General features: G+C 67.8%; 24 protein-coding genes. 20 read left to right on the top strand and 4 right to left on the bottom strand.

The window, feature by feature from the left end; translation table 11 throughout:
• Positions 1 to 41: 41 nt before the first annotated feature.
• Both ligD and BM009_RS11055 read right to left on the bottom strand, forming a co-directional pair.
• Entirely contained in the window at positions 42 to 2,594 is a 2,553-nt protein-coding gene (gene ligD / locus BM009_RS11060; RefSeq protein WP_093296164.1) for a DNA ligase D, read from the bottom strand.
• Complete coding sequence (locus BM009_RS11055; protein ID WP_093296162.1) at positions 2,587 to 3,453, bottom strand: non-homologous end joining protein Ku; 867 nt, start codon at positions 3,451 to 3,453, stop codon at positions 2,587 to 2,589. Before BM009_RS11055 ends, ligD begins: the two co-directional genes overlap by 8 nt.
• 97 nt (positions 3,454 to 3,550) lie before the next feature.
• Here BM009_RS11055 and pdxH point away from each other — a divergent pair, with 97 nt between their 5' ends.
• From pdxH to cyoD, 9 genes are read left to right on the top strand one after another with little or no spacing between them, the layout of a single operon-like run.
• Complete coding sequence (gene pdxH / locus BM009_RS11050; RefSeq protein ID WP_093296160.1) at positions 3,551 to 4,129, top strand: pyridoxamine 5'-phosphate oxidase; 579 nt, start codon at positions 3,551 to 3,553, stop codon at positions 4,127 to 4,129.
• Positions 4,126 to 5,058: a cation diffusion facilitator family transporter gene (locus tag BM009_RS11045; RefSeq protein ID WP_093296159.1), complete on the top strand. Its 933-nt coding sequence runs from the start codon at positions 4,126 to 4,128 to the stop codon at positions 5,056 to 5,058. Before pdxH ends, BM009_RS11045 begins: the two co-directional genes overlap by 4 nt.
• A 55-nt stretch (positions 5,059 to 5,113) precedes the next feature.
• Complete coding sequence (locus BM009_RS11040; protein ID WP_093296157.1) at positions 5,114 to 6,283, top strand: MFS transporter; 1,170 nt, start codon at positions 5,114 to 5,116, stop codon at positions 6,281 to 6,283.
• 57 nt (positions 6,284 to 6,340) lie between these two features.
• A complete protein-coding gene (locus BM009_RS11035) occupies positions 6,341 to 6,520 on the top strand; it encodes a hypothetical protein (RefSeq protein WP_093296156.1) in 180 nt (59 codons plus the stop codon).
• Positions 6,521 to 6,543: 23 nt separating this feature from the next.
• The gene (locus BM009_RS11030; protein ID WP_093296154.1) at positions 6,544 to 7,155 is read left to right on the top strand and encodes a cysteine hydrolase family protein; all 612 of its coding nucleotides are present in this window, start codon (positions 6,544 to 6,546) and stop codon (positions 7,153 to 7,155) included.
• Positions 7,148 to 8,038 carry a ubiquinol oxidase subunit II gene (cyoA, locus tag BM009_RS11025; protein ID WP_093296153.1) on the top strand — a complete coding sequence of 297 codons (891 nt, stop codon included), beginning with the start codon at positions 7,148 to 7,150 and terminating at the stop codon, positions 8,036 to 8,038. Before BM009_RS11030 ends, cyoA begins: the two co-directional genes overlap by 8 nt.
• Before the next feature lie 2 nt (positions 8,039 to 8,040).
• The gene (locus BM009_RS11020) at positions 8,041 to 10,050 is read left to right on the top strand and encodes a cbb3-type cytochrome c oxidase subunit I (protein WP_093296151.1); all 2,010 of its coding nucleotides are present in this window, start codon (positions 8,041 to 8,043) and stop codon (positions 10,048 to 10,050) included.
• Positions 10,047 to 10,694, top strand: coding sequence for a cytochrome o ubiquinol oxidase subunit III (gene cyoC, locus BM009_RS11015; protein WP_093296150.1), 648 nt, complete (start codon positions 10,047 to 10,049; stop codon positions 10,692 to 10,694). The genes BM009_RS11020 and cyoC overlap by 4 nt, the downstream gene beginning before the upstream one ends.
• A complete protein-coding gene (cyoD, locus tag BM009_RS11010; protein ID WP_093296148.1) occupies positions 10,691 to 11,080 on the top strand; it encodes a cytochrome o ubiquinol oxidase subunit IV in 390 nt (129 codons plus the stop codon). The genes cyoC and cyoD overlap by 4 nt, the downstream gene beginning before the upstream one ends.
• A gap of 155 nt (positions 11,081 to 11,235) precedes the next feature.
• On the opposite strand, the gene BM009_RS11005 is transcribed toward cyoD, so the two are convergent.
• Complete coding sequence (locus BM009_RS11005) at positions 11,236 to 12,315, bottom strand: DUF3667 domain-containing protein (RefSeq protein WP_093296146.1); 1,080 nt, start codon at positions 12,313 to 12,315, stop codon at positions 11,236 to 11,238.
• Positions 12,316 to 12,363: 48 nt separating this feature from the next.
• Here BM009_RS11005 and BM009_RS11000 point away from each other — a divergent pair, with 48 nt between their 5' ends.
• The 11 genes from BM009_RS11000 to BM009_RS10950 all read left to right on the top strand — a co-directional run bounded on the left by BM009_RS11000 (position 12,364) and on the right by BM009_RS10950 (position 19,738).
• Positions 12,364 to 13,632 (top strand): glutamate-5-semialdehyde dehydrogenase, encoded by a 1,269-nt coding sequence (locus BM009_RS11000; protein ID WP_093296145.1) that lies wholly within the window; start codon positions 12,364 to 12,366, stop codon positions 13,630 to 13,632.
• 31 nt (positions 13,633 to 13,663) lie between these two features.
• On the top strand, positions 13,664 to 13,915 hold the full coding sequence (locus BM009_RS10995; RefSeq protein ID WP_093296143.1) for a CopG family ribbon-helix-helix protein: 252 nt from the start codon (positions 13,664 to 13,666) through the stop codon (positions 13,913 to 13,915).
• Positions 13,916 to 14,200 (top strand): type II toxin-antitoxin system RelE/ParE family toxin, encoded by a 285-nt coding sequence (locus BM009_RS10990; RefSeq protein WP_093296141.1) that lies wholly within the window; start codon positions 13,916 to 13,918, stop codon positions 14,198 to 14,200.
• Positions 14,197 to 14,856, top strand: coding sequence for a nicotinate-nucleotide adenylyltransferase (locus tag BM009_RS10985; RefSeq protein ID WP_093296140.1), 660 nt, complete (start codon positions 14,197 to 14,199; stop codon positions 14,854 to 14,856). The genes BM009_RS10990 and BM009_RS10985 overlap by 4 nt, the downstream gene beginning before the upstream one ends.
• Positions 14,857 to 14,882: 26 nt before the next feature.
• Entirely contained in the window at positions 14,883 to 15,236 is a 354-nt protein-coding gene (gene rsfS, locus BM009_RS10980; RefSeq protein ID WP_093296138.1) for a ribosome silencing factor, read from the top strand.
• A gap of 24 nt (positions 15,237 to 15,260) precedes the next feature.
• The gene (locus tag BM009_RS10975) at positions 15,261 to 15,683 is read left to right on the top strand and encodes a 23S rRNA (pseudouridine(1915)-N(3))-methyltransferase RlmH (RefSeq protein ID WP_093296137.1); all 423 of its coding nucleotides are present in this window, start codon (positions 15,261 to 15,263) and stop codon (positions 15,681 to 15,683) included.
• The gene (locus tag BM009_RS10970; RefSeq protein ID WP_093296135.1) at positions 15,683 to 16,843 is read left to right on the top strand and encodes a murein hydrolase activator EnvC family protein; all 1,161 of its coding nucleotides are present in this window, start codon (positions 15,683 to 15,685) and stop codon (positions 16,841 to 16,843) included. Before BM009_RS10975 ends, BM009_RS10970 begins: the two co-directional genes overlap by 1 nt.
• 65 nt (positions 16,844 to 16,908) lie before the next feature.
• Positions 16,909 to 18,237, top strand: a complete 1,329-nt coding sequence (locus BM009_RS10965) for a S41 family peptidase (RefSeq protein ID WP_093296134.1) — start codon at positions 16,909 to 16,911, stop codon at positions 18,235 to 18,237.
• A 17-nt stretch (positions 18,238 to 18,254) separates the two neighbouring features.
• Positions 18,255 to 18,740 (top strand): disulfide bond formation protein B, encoded by a 486-nt coding sequence (locus tag BM009_RS10960; RefSeq protein WP_093296132.1) that lies wholly within the window; start codon positions 18,255 to 18,257, stop codon positions 18,738 to 18,740.
• Positions 18,737 to 19,270: a demethoxyubiquinone hydroxylase family protein gene (locus BM009_RS10955; RefSeq protein ID WP_093296131.1), complete on the top strand. Its 534-nt coding sequence runs from the start codon at positions 18,737 to 18,739 to the stop codon at positions 19,268 to 19,270. The genes BM009_RS10960 and BM009_RS10955 overlap by 4 nt, the downstream gene beginning before the upstream one ends.
• Before the next feature lie 57 nt (positions 19,271 to 19,327).
• The gene (locus BM009_RS10950) at positions 19,328 to 19,738 is read left to right on the top strand and encodes a hypothetical protein (protein ID WP_093296129.1); all 411 of its coding nucleotides are present in this window, start codon (positions 19,328 to 19,330) and stop codon (positions 19,736 to 19,738) included.
• Between the two features lie 6 nt (positions 19,739 to 19,744).
• Here the strand turns inward: BM009_RS10950 and BM009_RS10945 are convergent, their stop codons facing one another.
• Positions 19,745 to 20,950 carry a hypothetical protein gene (locus tag BM009_RS10945; protein ID WP_093296127.1) on the bottom strand — a complete coding sequence of 402 codons (1,206 nt, stop codon included), beginning with the start codon at positions 20,948 to 20,950 and terminating at the stop codon, positions 19,745 to 19,747.
• Positions 20,951 to 20,976 lie beyond the last annotated feature (26 nt).

Here is a 20,976-nt window from a genome sequence, read left to right as displayed (position 1 = left end):
TCGCGCTACGCTGCCCATGCGAAAGTCTCGTGACGCGTGGGTTACAGATCGGGGAGCGTCTGATCGGCGGTGCCCCAGCCGCGCAGCGCCCGGCTGGCGGCGCGTTCGAGCAGCGTGGCCGCGTCCTTGATCGTGAAGGCATGGGCGCTGTCGATGCCGCGCAATTCGGTCCAGGTGACGGGAGTCGCGACCGGCGCATTCGCCCGCGCACGGGCGACATAGGGGAGCACCGCCGTCGCGCCGCGCTGGTTGCGCAGATAGTCGATGAAGATGCGGCCGACGCGATTCGCCTTCTTGAGATTGGCGGTGAAGCGCTCGGGCTCGGCCTGAGCGAGCGCGCGGGCGAAGCGCTCGCAGAAGCTCTTCGCCGCGGGCCATTCCGCCTGCGGCACCAGCGGCACCACCACGTGCACCCCCTTGCCGCCGGAGAGCATCGGCCAGCTGGTGAGCCCGATCTCGGCGAGCTGTTCCTTCAGATGCTCGGCGGCCTTCTTGACGACCTCGAAGTCGAGGCCCTCGTCGGGATCGAGGTCGAACACCAGCCGGTCGGGTTTCTCGACATCGGCGACGCGCGATCCCCAGCCATGGAATTCTATCGACCCCATCTGCACGCAGGCGAGCATGCCGTCGACGTCCGAGACATAGAGATAGGGCTGGGTCGATCCGTCCTTCTCGCGGATATCGACATGGTGGACCTGCTCGCCGAAGCTGCCGGCATCATGCTTCTGGAAGAAGCATTGCTTGGCGCGACCCTGGGGACAGCGGACCAGGCTGATCGGGCGTTCCGCCAGCCAGGGCAGCGCGATCGGCGCCACCGCGGCATAATAGTCGGCGAGGTCACCCTTGGTGAGCTTCGATTCGGGGAAGATCACCCGGTCGCGGCTGCTGATCTTGATGGTGGAGGGCGTCGCCTCCGGCAGGTCCGCGGGTTCTTCGGCGACCACCGCATCGGCGGGCTTGTCCTCGCGCAGGCCGAGGAAGCTGGCGTGGCGGACGACCTTCTCGGCGGTGAACTCGGCGAAGGCGATCTCGGCGACCAGCTCGGGCTTTACCCAATGCGCGCCGCGCGCCTCTGGGCGGGGGACCTTGGCGGCGGGCTTGTCGGCGGCGAGCTTGTCGAGGCGTTCGCGCATCGAGAGCAGCGTTTCGGTGTTGAAGCCGGTGCCGACCTTGCCCGCATAAACGAGTCCGTCGGGGCCGTTCAGCCCGAGCAGCAGCGACTTGAACCCGCGGCCGCGCGCGGTGGAGGCGGTCCAGCCGAGGATGACGAATTCCTGGCGATGCGTGCACTTGATCTTGAGCCAGGCCTTGCTGCGGGTACCGCGATAGGTGACGTCGGCGCGCTTCGAGACGACGCCCTCGAAGCCCTCGCGGCACATGCTCTCGAACAACTTCTCGCCCTGGCCGATGATGTGCTCGGAGAAGCGGATGCGATCGTCGGCGCCGTCGAGCAGCGCGCGCAGCCGTTCCTTGCGCTCGATCTGGGGAAGGGCGGTGAGGTCCTCGCCGGTTTCCGCGAGCAGGTCGAAGGCGAAGCAGAGCAGCCCCTCGCCGCCTGCGGAGATTGCCTCCTGCAGCGTGGAGAAATCGGGCTTGCCGTCCTGCATCGCGACGATCTCGCCGTCGATCAGCGCGCCGGGCGGGAGCGTGGCCGCGGCTTCGGCGATGCCGGGGAATTTCTCGGTCCAGTCGAGGCCCGAGCGGGTGTAGATTTTCGGTCCGCCGCTGCCGGTGGCGATCAGCGCGCGATAGCCGTCGTACTTGATCTCGTGGAGCCACTGGTTGCCGGTGGGGACGGTGTCGACCAGCGTGGCGAGCTGGGGGGACTGGAAGGCGGGTGCCTTGGAGTCCTTACGGGACCGCGCGCCAATTTCACCTTTGTCATTCCCGCGAAGGCGGGAATCCATTGATGGAGGCGTCTCGGCTCCTGCTGCTGAACGATTTGCTAATGGATCCCCGCCTTCGCGGGGATGACGATTGAGGGCGGGTCGCTTCCGCCCCTGCACGCGCTTGGGTTTGGCGCCCTCGGCAATCTCCTGCATCGTCCGGCCGGTGGTGACGCTGGTCAGCCCGGTTTCGACCAGCTCGTCCGTGGCGCCCGCATACGCATCGTTGATTTTCCGCAGCAGCCAGTTCTCGGCCTTCTCCTTGCCGCGCGGCTTGAGGCGGATCAGCAGCCATTCGCCATTCATCCGCTCGCCGTGGAGCACGAAATGGAGATGGCCCTTCTCCAGATCCTTGGCGCTCTTGCCCGGCACCGGCTCCCAGCTGCCGGTATCCCACAGCATCACCGTGCCGCCGCCATATTCGCCCTTGGGGATCGTCCCCTCGAAATCGGCATAGGAGAGCGGATGGTCCTCGGTACGAACCGCCAGCCGCTTCTCGTCGGGATCGAGGCTGGGGCCGCGCGTCACCGCCCAGCTTTTCAGCACGCCGTCCACTTCCAGCCGGAAGTCCCAGTGGAGCCGGGTCGCGTCGTGCTTCTGGACGAGGAAGCGGTTGCCGCCGGTCTTGGCGACCTTGCCGGCCGGCTCCGCGGTCTTGGCGAAGTCGCGCTTGGCGTTGTAGCGGGCGAGGCTGTCGGCGTCAGGCACGCTTCTTCGCCGCCGGCTTCTTCGCCGGTGCCTTCTTGGGCGCGGCCTTGGCCTTGGGTGCCGCCTTGGCGTCGCCGGTGTTCAGCGACTTCTTCAGCGCCGCCATCAGGTCCACCACGTTCGACCCGCGCTCGTCCGGCTTGTCCGGATCCTCCAGGATCTTGGCGCCCTTGGCCTTTTTCTTCTTCTCGATCAGCTCGCGCAGCGCGTCGACATAGCGGTCGTGGAAGCCCTTGGGATCGAACTTGCTCGCCTTCTTCTCGATCAGCGTCTGCGCCAGGTCGAGCAGCTCGGGGTCGGGCTCGCTGTCCGGGATCTCGCGGAAATAGCCCTGCGCCTTCTGCACCTCGTCGGCATAGCGCAGCGTCTCGAGGATCATGCCGCGTCCGCAGGGTTTCAGGCTTACCACATATTCGCGGCCGCGCATCGCCAGCTGGCCCAAGCCCACCTTGCGCGCGCGCCGCAACGCCTCGCGCAGCACGATGAACGCTTCCTCGGCAAGGTCGTCGGCGGGCACCACGAAATAGGGACGTTCGTAATAGAGCACATCGATCTCGTCGGCGTCGACGAACTGGGTCAGCTCCAGCGTCTTGCGCGATTCGAGCTTCACCGCGTCGATCTCGTCCTGTTCGAGCAGGACATACTCGCCCTTCTCGACCTCGTATCCCTTGACGATCTCTTCGGGCTCGACCGCCCCGACGCCCGGCGCCACCTTCTCGTACTTGATCCGCTGGCCGCTCGGCTCGTGGATCTGATGGAACGCGATCTGCGCCCCGGATTTGGTGGCGGTGTAGATTTCGACGGGAATGGAAACGAGGGCCAACCGTATCTGTCCCTGCCAATAGGCGCGTGCGGCCATGCGGAAGTCTCCTCGTTGCAGGCCCGATTCAATTCCCCAAAGTTCAGTCTGTTCCGCCCATCGCAACGGCGGCGTTTAGGCTGTAGAGGCAGACCCCATGAGCACCGACCCCTTCGCGCTTTTCCACGACTGGTACACCGAGGCGCGTACCACCGAGATCAACGATTCCAACGCGGTGGCGCTGGCGACGGCGGATGCCGAGGGGCATCCCTCGGTACGCATGGTGCTGCTAAAGGGCTATGACGAAAACGGCTTCGTCTTCTACACCAACCGCGAGAGCCGCAAGGCCGGCGACCTCGCTGCCAACCCGCATGTGGCGTTGCTCTTCCACTGGAAGTCGCTGCGCCGCCAGATCCGCATCGAGGGGCCGATCGCCTTTGCCAGCGACGCCGAATCGGACGCCTATTTCGCCAGCCGCAGCCGCGATTCGCAGCTCGGCGCCTGGGCGTCGGACCAGTCGCGCCCGCTCGACAGCCGCGCCACCTTCGAAGCGCGCTTCGCCGAGGTCCAGGCGCGGTTCGAGGGGCAGCCGGTGCCGCGCCCGCCGCACTGGGGCGGCTACCGGGTGACGCCCGAGCGGATCGAGTTCTGGCTCGACCGCGAACATCGCCTGCACGAGCGCCGCGTGTTCACCCGCACCGGCGAGGGCTGGCAAGAAGGCATGCTCTACCCATGAGCAACCTCGCCCGCCGCGCGGCGATCGCCAGCGTGTGCAGCGCGCTCTTCCTGGGCGCGCTCAAATCCTATGCGGCGGTGAAGACCGGCTCCGTCGCGGTGCTCGCCAGCCTCGCCGATTCGGGGCTCGATCTCGTCGCTTCGCTGGTGACGCTGGGCGGGGTCCACTGGGCGTCGCAGCCGGCGGACGACGAGCATCGCTTCGGCCATGGCAAGGCCGAGGCGCTGGCGGCTTTGTTCCAGGTGGTGATCATCGCCATTTCGGGCTTCGCCATCCTGCTGCGCGCGGTGCAGCGGCTGATGCAGAACCAGCTGAGCGCCGATCCCGAGGCGGGCATCGTCGTGTCCGTCGTGGCGATCGTCGTGACGCTGGTGCTCACCCAGTATCAGCGTTCGGTGATCCGCCAGACCGGCTCGATCGCGATCACGACGGACAGCATCCACTACAGCTCGGACCTGTATCTCAACGCCGCCGTGATCGCGGCCCTGGTCTGCGAGAGCTATCTCGGCCTGCCGGGCGCCGATCCGATATTCGGCATCGCCATCGCGCTCTGGCTGCTCTGGGGCGCGTGGCGCGCCTCGGTCGCCGCGATCGACCAGCTGATGGACCGCGAATGGCCTGAGGAGAAGCGCCGCCGCTTCGTCGAGATCGCCGCCACGCATCCCGAGCTCAAGAGCCTGCACGACCTGCGCACCCGCACCAGCGGCAACCGCGACTTCGTCCAGTTCCACGTCGCCATGCGCGCCTGCATGACGATCGCCGAGGCGCATGACGTGGTCGAGCGGCTGGAAGCCGCGCTGGGCGAGGCGTTCCCGGACACAGAGATCCTGATCCATGTCGACCCGGACGGCCATGTCGACGAGCCGGACAATGCGATGGCCGAGACCAATCTGCTCGATGACAGCGGCCCACAAACCATCGGACAGTAACAACCCTATTGTGCGTTCCCCATCTGGGCGACCGAACGCCCGAGGAGTCGCCATTTTGCATGCCCCCCAACCTACCGCCCGGCTCGGCAGCGGCCTGACCTTCGCCATGGCGGCGGCGGCGGGCATCGCGGTTGCCAATATCTATTACAACCAGCCGATGCTGGGCATCATCGAGCGCGACCTGCCCGGCCAGCCGGCGGGGCTGGTGCCCACCGCGACCCAGCTCGGCTATGCGGCCGGCCTGTTCCTGCTCGTGCCGCTGGGCGACCTGCACGAGCGCAAGCGGCTGATCGTGCTCCAGTTCCTGGTGCTGGCGGCGGCGCTGGTCGGCGCGGCGCTGGCGCCCAATGCCTGGATGCTGATCGGCGCGTCGCTGCTGGTGGGCGCCGCCGCGAGCGTCGCGCAGCAGATCGTGCCCTTCGCGGCGCATCTCGCCGATCCGGCGCGGCGCGGGCAGACGGTGGGGACGGTGATGGCGGGCCTGCTCTGCGGCATCCTGCTCAGCCGCACGCTGTCGGGCTTCGTCGGCACGCATCTGGGGTGGCGCGAGATGTTCTGGCTGGGCGTGCCGCTGGCGCTCGGTACCGCCGGCGTCATGGCATGGCGGCTGCCGCGCAGCGAGCCCGAGGCGACGCTCGGCTATGGCGCGCTGCTCGGCTCGCTGGGCGGCCTGTGGCGCGAATTCCCGGCGCTGCGGCTGGCGGCGATCACCCAGGCGCTGCTCTTCGCCGGCTTCACCGCTTTCTGGACGATCCTCGCGCTGTATCTGGAGACGCCGCGCTTCCGGCTCGGCGCGGATGTGGCAGGGCTGTTCGGCGTGGTCGGCGCGGCGGGAATCCTCGGCGCGCCGCTCGCCGGGCGGATCGCCGACAAGAGCGGGCCGCACCGGGTGGTGCTGCTCGGCGCGCTGCTGGCGGTGGCGAGCTGGCTGCTGTTCGGGCTGTGGGTTAGCATCGCCGCGCTGGTGATCGGCGTCGTCGTGCTCGACTTCGCGGTGCAGAGCGCGCTCGTCTCCAACCAGCACATCATCTTCGCGCTGCGGCCCGAGGCGCGGGCGCGGCTCAACACGGTGCTGATGGGCTCGATGTTCCTCGGCGCGTCCGCCGGCTCGGCCACCGCCACGCTTGCCTGGGGCGCGGGCGGCTGGACCGGCGTGGCGCTGCTCGGCGGGGGCCTGTCGCTGATCGCCGCACTGCTCCAGGTTATGAATCGCCAAAAGCGCTGAAATCGCGGGGAACAGCCGCGGCTGCGTGTCGTTAGCCCGGGCATCAGGAGAAGCGCGATGCCCGATCCGGACGACCAGACCCGCACCCAGCCCCGCCCCAACCTCTCGACCGAACCCGGCGAGAAGGGCGAGGAGAGCGGCACCAGCACCCAGCCGCGGCCCAATATCTCGACCGAGCATCAGCGGGAAGGCGACGCCGCCCATCCCAGCGACACGCTCGATCGCGGTCAATCCTGACGTAACTGCCAGGGGACGAGACCGTGGAAGAACCCGAAACGGGCGCCACCGCACCTGCGCGCGACCAGGGCGGGGCTTCGGCCGCGTTGCTGATCATCGACATGATCAACACCTTCGATTTCGAAGGCGGTGACGCGCTGCGCACCCGCGCCGAGGCGATCGCAGGACCGATCGCCATGCTGCGCGACGCCTTCGATGCCGCCGATCTGCCGACGGTCTACGTCAACGACAATTTCGGCGAATGGCATTCGGAAAAGTCGCGGCTGATCGCGAAGGCGTTCGATGGCGCCGCCGATGGCCTGGCCAGGATCAAGCCGCGCGACTGCGACTATTTCGTGCTCAAGCCGCAATTCTCCGGCTTCTACGCCACCAACCTGCCGGTGCTGCTCCCCAAGCTGGGCGTGCGGCGGCTGGTGCTGACCGGGGTCGCGACCGACATCTGCGTGCTGTTCACCGCGGGCGATGCGCACATGCGCGACTATGCGCTGTGGGTGCCCGAGGACGCGGTGGCGACGCAGGACGACGATCGCGGCCGCTGGGCACTGGAGATCATCGCCCAGAGCATGGGCGCCGACATCGCCGCCACCACCGCCCATTCCCCCGATGAATGGCTCGCCGAGGCGCAGCATGGCTAAGCGCGGCGCGCGCCTCCTGCCGCTGTTGCTGCTGCTCGGCGGCTGCAGCGGCGCGAGCATCCTGCGTCCCGGCGGGCCGATCGGCGCGAACAATCGCACCATCCTGCTCGATTCGCTGGCGATCATGCTGGCGATCATCATCCCCACGATGATCGCCACGCTTGCCTTCGCCTGGTGGTTCCGCGCGGGCAACGGCAAGGCGAAGTATCGCCCCGAGTTCGTCTATTCGGGCCGCATCGAGCTGATCGTCTGGTCGATCCCGCTGCTGACCATCCTGTTCCTCAGCGGGCTGATCTGGATCGGCAGCCATGCGCTCGATCCCGCCAAGCCGCTCGCGGAGAAGACGCCGCCGCTCGAGGTGCAGGTGGTGTCGCTCGATTGGAAATGGCTGTTCGTCTATCCCGCGCAGGGCATCGCCACGTTGAATGGCGCGGTGGTACCAGCAGGCGTGCCAATCCGCTTCCGGCTGACGTCCGCGAGCGTGATGAACAGCTTCTTCGTGCCGCGGCTGGGCAGCCAGATCTACACGATGAACGGCATGGCGACGACGCTGCACCTGCAGGCCGACCAGCCGGGTAGCTATTACGGCCAGAGTGCGCATTTCAGCGGCGACGGCTTTTCGGACATGAACTTCCGGCTTCAGGCCGTTCCCGTGGCGGACTTCACGCGCTGGGTGGCGGGGGTGAAGGCGGCCGGCGGGCTGCTCGACGGTCGCGCCTATCGTGTGCTCGCCCGCCAGAGCCAGCACGAACCCGCCAAGCACTGGGGTGTGGTGCAGCCGGGCCTGTTCGACATGATCGTCGCGCAACACCTCCCGCCCGCGCCGGGCCCCGAACAGGGCCGCGACGGCCAACCCCAGATTTCCCCCGGAACGGCGGAGTGACGATGCTCGGTAAGCTCACCTGGTCCGCGATTCCGTTCAGCCAGCCGATCCCGCTGATTGCCGCTGGCGGGGTGGCGCTGGCGCTGTTCGCGGTGCTCGGCTGGATCACGGTGAAGGGCCATTGGCCGTACCTCTGGAAGGAATGGATCACCTCGGTCGATCACAAGCGGATCGGCGTGATGTACGTGCTGCTCGGACTGGTGATGCTGCTGCGCGGCTTCGTCGACGCGATCATGATGCGCACCCAGCAGGCGAGCGCGATTGGCCACGCCCAAGGCTATTTGCCGCCCGAGCATTACGACCAGATCTTCTCCGCGCACGGCACGATCATGATCTTCTTCGGCGCGATGCCGGTGGTGATCGGGCTGATGAACTTCGTCGTGCCGCTCCAGCTCGGCGTGCGTGACGTGGCTTTCCCGACGCTCAACTCGACCAGCTTCTGGCTCACCGCCTCGGGCGCGCTTCTCGTCAACATGAGCCTGGTGATCGGCGAGTTCGCGCGCACCGGCTGGCTGCCCTATGCGCCCTTGAGCGAGACGACCTACTCGCCCGGCGTCGGCGTCGATTACTATGTCTGGGCGATCCAGATCTCGGGCGTGGGCACCCTGATGTCGGGCATCAACCTGGTGACGACGATCCTCAAGCTGCGCGCGCCGGGCATGGGCTATCTGCGGATGCCGATGTTCTGCTGGACGGCGCTCGGCGCCAACATGCTGATCGTCGCCGCCTTCCCGATCCTCACCGCCACGCTGGGGATGCTGGCGCTGGACCGCTATCTCGGCTTCCACTTCTTCACCAACGAAGCCGGCGGCAACATGATGATGTTCGTGAACCTCATCTGGGCCTGGGGGCATCCGGAGGTCTATATCCTCATCCTGCCGGCGTTCGGCATCTTCTCCGAGATCTTCTCCACCTTCTCGTCCAAGCCGCTGTTCGGCTATCGCTCGATGGTCGCGGCGACGCTGTTCATCGTCGTCGTCTCCTTCACGGTGTGGCTGCACCATTTCTTCACCATGGGGGCGGGCGCGGACGTCAACGCCGCCTTCGGCATCGCCACCAGCATCATCGCGGTCGGCACCGGGGTGAAGATCTACAACTGGCTGTTCACCATGTATGGCGGCCGCCTGCGCTTCCCCACGCCGATGCTGTGGTCGCTCGCCTTCATGATGACCTTCATCATCGGCGGCATGACCGGCGTGCTGCTGGCGGTGCCGCCGGCCGACTTCATGCTGCACAATTCGATGTTCCTGGTCGCGCACTTCCACAACGTGATCAACTCGGGCGTGATCTTCGGCGCGTTCGCCGGCATCACCTACTGGTTCCCCAAGGCGTTCGGCTTCCGGCTCGACGAGTTCTGGGGGAAGATGGCGTTCTGGCTGACGCTCGCCGGCTTCCTGATCGTGTTCGGCGCGCTCTACGTGCTGGGGCTGGAGGGCATGACCCGGCGCCTGCAGCATATCGATTTCACCGAATGGGCGCCGTGGCTCTACGTCTCGGTGGCGGGGATCGGGGTGATGATCCTCGGGGTGGCCTCGCAGATCGTCCAGATCGTGGTCAGCATCCGCAACCGCGAGGCGCTGCGCGACGAGACCGGCGACCCGTGGGACGGCCGCTCGCTGGAATGGGCGACGACCTCGCCGCCGCCCGCGTTCAACTTCGCGGTGCTGCCCAAGGTGCATGGCGAGGAGCCCTATTGGACGATCAAACAGCAGGCGATCGAGAGCCAGGGCCTTGCCGACGAGCCGAAATATGAAGCGATCGAGATGCCCCGCAACAGCGCCACCGGGGTCGTCACCGCCTTCTTCGCGACGCTGATCGGCTTTGCGATGATCTGGATGATCTGGTGGCTGGCGGCGCTCGGCTTTGTCGGCGCCTATGCAACCTTCGTGGTCTTCGCCTGGCGCGACGAGGAGGAGACGGAGATCCCCGCCGAGGAAGTTGCGCGGATCGACCGCGCCCGCCGCGCCTCGCGCCAGAAATGGCTTGAGGAGAATCGGGAGCAGCCGGCATGACCGCCCAGGCGCACGATCCCTATCGCATCGGTCGCGGCGGCGGGGGCGACAGCAATACCGGCCGCGGCGAGGGCGGTCCGGCGAGCAAGCGCACCACGGTGGGCTATGGCTTCTGGATCTACCTGCTCAGCGACATCATCCTCTTCTCGGGCTTCTTCGCCGCCTATGCGGTGCTCGCCAAGCAGACCGCCGGCGGGCCGACCCCGCATGAATTGTTCGGGCAGGCCCGCGTGGCGATGGAGACGGCGGCGCTGCTCCTCTCCAGCTTCACCTGCGGGCTTGCCGGGGTCGCGGCGGAGAAGCGGAAGCTGCTGCCGGCGCAGCTCTGGCTGCTGGCCACCGGGCTGCTCGGCGCGGTGTTCCTCGGGCTGGAGTTGACCGAATTCGCCGAGATGATCGGCAAGGGCGCCGGCCCGCAGCGCAGCGCCTTTCTGTCCGCCTTTTACGGGCTGGTCGGGCTGCACGGGCTGCACATCGCGGTGGGGCTGCTCTGGCTCGGCACGATGATGGCGCAGCTATGGGTGAAGGGTTTCCGGCCGCAGATCCAGCGGCGGCTGATGTGCTTCAACCTGTTCTGGCATGCGCTCGACATCGTCTGGGTCGGCATCTTCACCATGGTCTATCTGATGGGAGTGGCGCCATGAGCGAGCGCGAAACCGACAGCGGCGATACCGCGCCCGGCGACGAAGCCGCGGAAGGCGAGGAGTTCGCCGGCGGCACGACCGGCTATGTGGTGGGGCTGGGCCTCGCCGCGCTGCTGACGGCGGCAGCGTTCGCGATGGTCAACCTGCCCGTGGTCTGGCGGCCGGCGGTGCCGATGGCCTTGGTGGTGCTCGCCATCGCGCAGATGGGCATCCACCTCGTCTTCTTCCTGCATGTGTCGAGCGGACCGGACAACACCAACAACGTGCTGGCGCTCGCCTTCGGGACGCTGGTCGTGCTGCTGCTGATCGGCGGGTCGGTGTGGATTCTGGGGCACCTCGACCACAACATGATGCCGATGGGCCGGCAGATGCACGGGTTTCCGTAAGTGCCCTATAATCCTCCCCCGCCAGGGGGAGGTGTCGCCGAAGGCGACGGAGGGGGAGGATGCCAGAACCTCCCAGACCGTCGTGCTTCCTCCCCCTCCGTCAGGCCTTCGGCCTGCCACCTCCCCCTTGCGGGGGAGGATTGAGGAGGGATCGCTCACCCCATGATTCCAAGCAGCGCCAGGATCAGCAGGAACAGGGTGGCGATGATGGTGATGAACCACAGCAACAGGCTGGTCCGGAAGATCGCCGAGCGCCATCCCAGGCCATAGGCTTGCTTCAGCTGCCGGCAGATGTGAATCGGCGGCACGAGCAGGGCGATCCAGACCAGAACGTCGCTGGGCACGCGCATTGCGGCGAGCAGGGTGACGCCGATGAACAGCATCGACATCGCCGCGATCGAGTAGGTGACGAACACCGCATGATCGTACAGCTTGTACTGCCGTTTCCAGAAGAACAGCAGCCATACGAACGGGATCGAGAGCGGGATCAGCAGCCAGGAGAATTTGTAGATGCTCGACTGCAGCTTGTAGAGCATCAGGGCGGGGTTCTTCTGCCACTTCTCGACGCCGTGATCGAGCGTGTACCAGCCGGTGTTGACGTGCTTGATGGAGTCGTCGTCTCCCGCGACGGCTTCGATCGGGGCGATTTGCGCGGTGGCGGCCTTGATCGCTGCGATCTCGCGATCCGCCTTGGCGATATCCTTGTCCAGATCGGCGCGATCGCTGTCGTCCGCGGCGAGCTTGTCGCGCTTGGCAATGTCCTTCGCACGCCCTTCCTCGCTATGCTTCAGCGCGCGTTGGAGGGCGGCGGTCGGGCGCGCCGTCGGCGTCTCCAGGTCCGTCGGTGTCGAGATGCCGAGGATCTGGAAGATCGCGAACATCGTGAAGATCGAGAACAGGAACATCGCCATCGGCGAGACGAAGCGCGCGCGCTCGCCCGCGATGTAGCGGCGGGTCAGGTCGCCCGGCCGCCAGGCGAGCAGCGGCAGGGTGCGCCACATCTTGCCCTCGAAATGCGCGACGCCGTGGAGCAGCTCGTGCCCGATCGCGCCCAGCGATCGGTGGACGTGCCCCGATTGCCCGCATTCGTGGCAATGCGGGCCGATCAGTGCGGTCCCGCAATTCAGGCAGATCGTGCCATGCCCATGCCCATGGCTTTCCCCGGTGTGCGGCTCCACCGCACGGCCGAGCAAGCCCCCCATTACCAGTTCGCCGGCTGCGTCGATTTCCCCCATGGGCCCTGAGGCTATCAGCTTCGCGAGCCGCATGCTAGCATCCGCAACATGGCCGATATCGACACGCCCGACACCCAGATGCTGATCGCCGACATGGGCCGCCGCGCCCGGGCCGCCGCCACGGTGCTGGCGGCGCTGCCAAGCCCGGCCAAGGCGCAGGCACTGCGGTCTGCCGCCGCAGCGATCCGCGCGTTGCAGGACGCGATCCTCGCTGCCAATGCCGAGGACATGGCGGCAGGCAAGGCGAACGGCCTGTCCGATGCGATGCTCGACCGGCTATTGCTCGATGCCAAGCGGATCGAAGGCATGGCGGGCGGCATCGAGGCGGTCGCCGGGCTGGAGGATCCGGTCGGCAGCACGCTGGACGAGCGGAGCCGACCCAATGGTCTGGTTCTCAAGCGCGTGCGCGTGCCGATCGGGGTGATCGGCATCATCTACGAGAGCCGCCCCAACGTCACCGCCGATGCCGGCGCCTTGTGCCTGATGTCGGGCAACGCCGCGATCCTGCGCGGCGGCTCCGAGGCGATCCGCAGCAACCGCGCGATCCATGCGGCACTGGTGCAGGGACTCACCCAGGCCGGCTTGCCCGCCGACGCGATCCAGCTGGTGCCGGTGACCGATCGTGCGGCCGTCGGCGCGATGCTCACCGCCGAGGGGCTGATCGACATGGTCGTGCCCCGCGGCGGCAAGAGCCTGGTCGCGCGCGTCCAGGCCGAGGCGCGCGTGCCGGTGCTCGCCCATCTCGACGGGATCAACCACAGCTATGTCGACCGCGCCGCCGATCCGGCGATGGCAGAGGCGCTGGTGGTCAACGCCAAGATGCGCCGCACCGGCATCTGCGGGGCGACCGAGACGCTGCTGATCGATCGCGGCTTCGCCGATCCCAGCCCGATCCTCGCCGCGCTGGCCGATGCCGGCTGCGAACTGCGTGGGGATGCCGAGGTGCAGGCGCTCGATCCCCGCGTCCAGCCCGCGGCCGATGAAGATTGGGACACCGAATATCTCGACGCGATCCTCTCCGTGAAGCTGGTCGACGGCGTCGAGGGGGCGATGGCGCACATCGCCGCGCACAGCTCGCACCATACCGACGCGATCATCACCGAGGACGCCGACACGGCCGCGCGGTTCCTGAACGGCGTCGATAGCGCGATCGTGATGTGGAACGCCTCCACCCAGTTCGCTGATGGCGGGGAGTTTGGGCTGGGGGCCGAGATCGGCATCTCCACCGGCCGCCTGCACGCGCGCGGCCCGGTGGCGCTGGAGGGGCTCACCACCTACAAGTGGCTGGTGCTCGGCACCGGCCAGGCGCGGCCTTGAAGGCTCTGTATCGCTTGTATACATTAGAAGCATGAGCAAGACCGCCGTCATCACGGGCCGCGTTCCGGAAGCGATTTCGGATCAGCTAGATCGTCTGGCCGAGCGGATGGATCGTTCGCGGTCGTGGGTGGTCTCGCAGGCGATCGAGGCATTCGTCGTCGCAGAGACGCAGTTGCTGGATTCGCTAGACGAAGCCGAGCGGCAGATCGATCGCGGCGAATTCCGGACGCAGGCGCAGATGGAGGAATGGGTAGCCGAACTGCGGCGCGGTACGGCGGCCTGAGTGGCGGACCTTCGATGGGCGAACCTCGCCCTGGCGGATCTCGACGCGATCGTGCGCCATCATCAAGCCAGCGATCCGGCACTGGGCGTCGAACTGGTCGAACGCATCGTCGCCGCGGGCGCGTTCCTTGCGCAGTTGCCCGAGGCGGGGCCGCTCACGATCCGCGGGCGTCGCAAATGGCGCGTGCCTAAGACCCCCTATCTGCTTTTTTATCGGGTCGCACCCGATCACATCCGTGTGCTCCGCGTCCTGCATGGCGCGCGCGATCTCGCGGGACGGCAATGAAACGCATCGGACTTCTCGGGGGCTCGTTCAATCCGGCGCATCGCGGGCACCGGCGGCTGTCGCTGCACGCCCTGCGTGCGCTGGATCTGGACGAAGTGTGGTGGATGGTTTCGCCCGGCAATCCGCTCAAGGAAAAGGCCGGCATGGCGCCGTTCCAGGCGCGCATGGCCGCCGCCCGCGCGGTAGCGCGGCACGCGCCGATCCGGGTCACCGCGATCGAGAAGCGGATGAAGACTCGCTATACCGCCGACACGCTCACCAAGCTGCCCCGGCTCTATCCGAATCACCGCTTCATCTGGCTGATGGGCGCGGACAATCTGGCGCAGTTCCACCGCTGGGAACGGTGGCGGCACATCGCCCGTCAGGTTCCGATTGCGGTTATCGCGCGTCCGGGGTATGACAAGGGCGCCCATGCAAGTCCTGCAATGGGTTGGCTGCGGCGCGCTGTGCGGCCCGCAGGCCAGGCGAAACATTGGACGCGATGGAGATTGCCGGCACTTGTGCTGTTGCGCTTCCGCCCCGATCCGACGTCGGCAACACGCCTTCGGGCTGCCGATCCTGCCTGGCACCGGCGATTCCTCGGGTCTTCTCCGCAGTTGGAACAGGAGAGCCCGGCGCCGTCTCCACCCACTTCGCACAAACCGTCGCTAGACTAGGAGCAACCTTGGCCACTTCCCCCAATATGCAGCGTTCGAACGACGCCGACAGCGTCGAAGCGCTGCATAGGCTCGTGCTCACCTCGCTGGAGGACGATCAGGCGGTGGAAACCGTCTCGATCCCGCTCGCCGGCAAGAGCAGCATTGCCGATTACATGGTGATCGCATCGGGCCGCTCGACCCGGCAGGTCGCCTCGATGGCGATGAAGCTGGCCGACAAGATCAAGGCCGAGCAGGGCCGCACGCCCCGCGTCGAGGGCCTGCCGGCCGCCGACTGGGTGCTGATCGATGCGGGCGACGTGATCGTCCACCTGTTCCGCCCGGAAGTGCGCAGCTTCTACAATCTCGAGCGGATGTGGTCGTTCGAGGGCCAGGCCTGATCTGATCCCGAAGGTCTGCGCGCAATGCTGCTGCACATCGTCGCGCGCGGCCGGATCGGGCGCAGCCCCGAGGCCGAACTGGTCGACCGCTATCTGAAGCGGGTGACCTGGGGGACGCGCGTCACCGAACTGCCCGATACCGGCGGCAAGATGCCGGTGCTGAACCCCGGCACCCGCGTCGTGATGCTAGACGAACTCGGCGAGAACCTGCCCTCCAAGACCTTCGCGACAAGGCTCGGTGCCTGGCGCGACGATGGGGTGCGCGAGACGCGCTTCCTGATCGGCGCGGCGGACGGTTTCGACGATGCCGATCGGCAGGCGGCGGACCTGCTGCTCAGCTTCGGCAAGGCGACCTGGCCGCACATGATGGCACGGGCGATGCTTGCCGAGCAGCTCTGGCGCGCCGTCTCGATCCTCGCCAACCATCCCTATCACCGCGAAGGCTGATGGGCCCGGCGCGCGGCCTCGGCATCGCGGCGGCGCTGGTCGCGATCGGTTTGACCGGCGTGCTCGCCCAGCCGCAGCCCGATGCCACCCAGCAATCCGCGCGCGCGGTGACGGAGGCGTCCCAGGCAGCGCAGGCCGCGGAACGACGCGCGGCCGAACTCGACCGCGCCGCTGCCGGCGAACGCGACAGCGAATCCCGCGCGCGTGCCGAGCAGGCAGCTGCGGCGCAGCGGATCAAGGCGGCCGAAGCCGAGCAGGCCGCCGCCGAGGCGCGCGTGGCGCTGCTCGACCGGCTGCTCGCCCGCCAGCGCACCGCCTTTGCCGAACGCCAGCGGCCCGCGATCGAACTCGTCGCCGCACTGCAGGCGATGGCCCGGCGCCCGGCGGTGCTGGCGCTCGCCCAGCCGGGATCGGCGCAGGACCTCGTCCATGTTCGCGCGACGCTGGCCAGCCTGCTGCCGGCAATCGAGGCCCGGAGCGCCGGCGTGCGCGCGGATCTGGACCGCTCGCGTGCGCTGCGCGTCGCTGCCGGCAAGGCTGTCGCGGAACTGCAGACCCGTCGCGCTGCCCTCGAATCCCGCCGCCTTGCCGCGCTCCAGCTCGAATCCGAACATCGGCTGCGGGCCATGTCGCTAGGCCGCGACGCGTTGGTGGAATCGGATCGCGCGCTGGCGCTGGGCGAGAAGGCGCGCGACCTCGCCGCCGAGCAGGACCGAAGCCTGAGTGCCGCCCAAATCCGCTCGGACCTGCTGGTCCTGAGCGGCCCACTGCCCCGCCCCGGCACCTCGGCCGACCGCGCGAGCGGCCCCGGACCCTATCGCCTCCCCGTCAGCGGCCAACTCGTCACCGGCTTCGGCGAGATTTCCCCCGCCGGCGTTCGCGCCCGCGGTCCCAGCTTCGCGGTGCGGCCGGGATCGGCCGTCGTCGCGCCCGCCGCCGGCACCATCGCCTATGCCGCGCCGTTCGCCAGCTATGGCCAGGTCGTGATCGTCGATCATGGCAAGGGCTGGACCAGCCTGATCTCCGGCATTTCCACGCTCAGCGTCCGCCCCGGCGCGAAGGTGGAACAAGGCGCAACCCTCGGCACCGCCGGCCCCCGCATCACGGTCGAACTCCGCCGACGCGGGCAGCCGCTGGACCTGACCCAATTGCTCGACTGACACCGCGTGCAAATCCCGTTATCCTCGCCTACATTACCAGGGTCGCCCTTCCGGAAAGTCTCTTGATGCTGCGTTCGTTTCTACAGGTTTCCGCCGCCGTCGGCGCACTTGCGATCATTCCCATCACATCCGGGGCCATGGCGGGGGTCGATACCAGCAGCTATCGCGAGCTCGACACCTTCATGGAAGTCTACAACACCGTGAAGGCGAATTACGTCGAGAAGGTCGACGACAAGACGCTGGTGAAGGGCGCCATCGAAGGCATGCTCGCGGCGCTCGATCCGCACAGCAGCTATGCCGACGGGCTCGATTTCGACAATCTCAAGATCCAGACCGAGGGCAATTACGGCGGCCTCGGCCTTACCGTCACCCAGCAGGACGGCGCGGTGAAGGTGATCGCTCCCAACGACGATGGCCCCGCCGCGCGCGCCGGCATCAAGGCGGGCGACTATATCACCCATCTTGACGGCAAGTTCATCGTCGGCGGCAGCCTGGACGAGGCGATCACCCAGATGCGCGGCAAGCCGGGCACCAAGATCGCGCTCACCATCGTGCGCCCCGGCGCCGACAAGCCGCTGCAATTCACCCTGACGCGCGAGATCATCACCCAGAAGTCGGTGAAGGCGGACGTCAAGGACGGCATCGGCATCATCCGGATCAGCACCTTCACCGCGCATACCGGCGGCGACACCGCGCTGGCGATCCAGGAGATCGACAAGAAGCTGGGCCACAAGCCGCTCGGCTATATCCTCGATCTGCGCAACAATGGCGGCGGGCTGCTGACCGAGGCGATCGGCGTCTCGGACGTGTTCCTCAACCATGGCGAGATCGTCTCGCAGCGCGGCCGCGAGAAGACCGATATCGAGCGCTATTATGCCGAGAGCGTGTTCCCGGGCGATCTCGCCAAGGGGCTGCCGGTGATCGTGCTGACCGATGCCGGCACCGCCTCGGCCTCCGAGATCGTCGCCGGCGCGCTGCAGGACCATCACCGTGCGCTGGTGCTGGGCGTGCGCAGCTTCGGCAAGGGATCGGTGCAGACCATCCTGCCGATGGGCCCGCACGCCGCGCTGCGCCTCACCACCGCGCGCTATTTCACGCCTTCGGGCCACTCGGTGCAGGAAGGCGGCATCAAGCCCGACATCGCCGTGCCGCAGCTGAGCGATCCCGACTACAAGTCGCGGCCCGAGCTGCGCGAGGCCGATCTGCGGCGCCACCTGATCAACATGGAGAAGGTGGACGACGGCGTGCTGGAGTCGGACGACACCCCCGATCCGCGCTTCACCGCCACCGCCGACGAGCTGAAGAAGAAGGGCATCACTGACTTCCAGCTGAACTATGCGGTGCAGACGCTCGCCCGCCTCGGCAAGGCGCCGGCTGCGGCAGCCGCCAAGTGAGCCGCAACCTGAGCAGGATGCCGCGCAACGTGCCGGTGCTCGCGCGCTGGCTGGCACTGCTGCTGCCGCTGGCGCTGCTCGGCGGGGCGATCGGATCGCAGTTCATCGGCGGGCTGGTGCCGTGCGAGATGTGCGTGTGGCAGCGCTGGCCGCATCTGGCGGCAATCGTCGTCGCCGCGCTCGCCTTCTTCGTGCGCGGGCGGCGGCAGGTGGCGGCCTTGGTGCTGCTCGCCGCGCTGCTGATCGCGGTGAGCGGGGCGATCGGCGTCTATCATGCGGGCACCGAATATCATTGGTGGCAGGGCATCACCGAATGCACCGCGTCGCCGCGGCAGGGCTCGCCGATGGAGATGCTGACCCAGGCACTCCGCGCACCGATCGTCCGCTGCGACGTGCCCCAATGGACGATGTTCGGCATCAGCCTGGCAGGCTATAACGCCATCCTGTCGCTGGGCGGCGCGGTGCTGATCGCGCTGCTCGCAACGCGAAAGGCTGCGCGATGAGCTGGAAACCGGGCGATCGTCGGGAAGCGCATGACGCCATGGTCCGGGTGGACCAGGCCGGCGAATATGGCGCGACACGAATCTATGCGGGGCAGCTCGCGGTAATGGGCGATCGCACGCCCACCGCGCGCACCATCGCCGGCATGGCCAACCAGGAAGAGCATCACCGCGCCTTTTTTGACGCGCTGATCGCCCGGCGCGGCGTGCGCCCGACGGTGCTTCAGCCCTTCTGGGACGTGGCCGGCTTCGGCCTCGGCGTCGTCACCGCCGCGCTCGGGCCGCAGGCGGCGATGGCGTGCACCGCGGCGATCGAGACCGAGATCGACCTCCATTACCAGCAGCAGCTCGAGCAATTGGGCGATGAGGATCCGGAACTGCGCGATGCTGTCGCGCGATTTCGCGATGAGGAGATCGAGCACCGCGACACCGCGATCGCCTCGGGCGCGGAAAGCACGCCCGGCTATCCGGTGCTCTCGGCGCTGATCCGTGCCGGATGCCGGTTCGCGATCGGCGTGTCGAAGCGGATCTGACAAGGGCTATTCAGGCGCGCTGCGGCAGGGTCGCGCGCACAACAGGAGGAACGCAGGGTGCTCAAGAGGATCGCCATCATCACCGCGGCCGCTGCGGCGCCGCTGCTCGCCGCCGCGCCGGCGCATGCGCAGAATGCCGTCCAGAACGGCGTGCTGATCATCTACGGCAACGACAAGTGCCCGACCAACAAGAATGGCGAGGAAATCGTCGTCTGCCAGCGGCTGGACGAGGGCGAGCGTTTCCGCATCCCCAAGAACATTCGCGATACCACGCCGACCGACCCCCAGAAGGGTCAATCCTGGGCGGTGCGCTCGCAGGATGCGCTGACCACCGGCAATTTCGGCACCGGCAGCTGCACGACCGTGGGCGCGAGCGGCGGCACTGGCTGCTTCGTCCAGCGCGCGACCGCCGCGCGGGCCGAGCGCCGCGCGCAGAAGAAGGCCGAGACCGACCTGCCGCTGCCCTGATCGGGCTCAGGCCGGCGCGCGGGTGGTCCACGCGGGCGCCGGCCGCCGCACCGCATCGGCGATCAGCCACAGCATCGCCACGGCGCGGACGCTCGCGGCGAGGAAGATGTCCTGCTGGGTGGCATAGGGCCAGGCATTGGCGAGGCCGGCAAGCCACCAGAATTCCGTCACATAGGCCGCGATGTCGCCGATCACGAACAGGGCGATCGGCGCCAGGCGCGGGCTCGTCATCACCAGCAGCGGGAAGAGCCACAGGTCGAACTGCGGCGACCACACCTTGTTGGTGAGCAGGAACCAGGCGAGCACCGGGGTGAACAGCACCCAGGGCCGTTCGCGATGCTGGCGCCAGCCGATCGCGACAATCGCCGCCGCGCCGAGCAGGAAGGCAATCGAGGCTGCCAGGTTGCGCTGCGCGGTGTCGCTCACCCAGACGCCCTGGTCCGACAGGACCGACCAGGTGGCGGCGACGGTGCCCGGCCGCGCTTCCGAGAATCGGTAGAATTCGGACCAGTTCTCCGGGACCGCCAGTGCGACCGGCAGGTTCACTACCGCCCAGGCCCCCGTGGCGGCCAATACGCAGCGCACCGCCGTCGTCATCCGCATGCGCCAGGCCTGCCCCGGCGCAGTGAGCGCCGCCAGGCCGATCAGCGGCAGCAGCAGCACCGGGAACAGCTTCGCCGCCGCTCCTAGCGCGGCGAGGGCGGCGGCCAGCACCAGCCGCTGCCGACGCGCGGCGAGCATCGCCGCCACGGCAAGCGTCCCCGCGCCCAGGTCCCAGTTATGGCCGAGATAGAGGATCAGCGGCGGCGCGCAGGCCCAGAGCCACAGCCGCGCACGATTCACCCCCCCGCGGACGAACATCGCCAGGATCAGCCCGGCGAGCAGCGCATTGCCCAGCGACACCATGGCGAGGAAGGTCGCGCCGTCTGCGCCGGCACCGAACAGCCCGCGCGCGAGCGCGCCCTCGATCCAGATCTGCAGCCCGGTGAGCACCGGATATTCCATCGGCGTCTGGAAATAGGGGATCCGCCCCTCGCCGATATGGCGCTCCACCCAGAAGGGCGGCGCGTCGCTGTAGCAGCCGCTGATATACTGGATCGCGCCGTTCCAGCCCTGCGGCATGCAATGCGCCTTGAACACCCAGCCGAGCAGGCAGGTGAGCGCCATGCCGAGTGCCAGCGCCCGCAAACGCCCGTCGATCCGCTGAATCATGCCCGAAATCCTCCGGTCGGCGCTGG

Origin of the sequence: Sphingomonas sp. NFR04 (assembly GCF_900114095.1) — a bacterium.
GTDB lineage: Bacteria > Pseudomonadota > Alphaproteobacteria > Sphingomonadales > Sphingomonadaceae > Sphingomonas.
The sequence above is the reverse complement of the archived record's forward strand: the minus strand, read 5'-3'. Positions and strand labels throughout refer to the sequence as shown.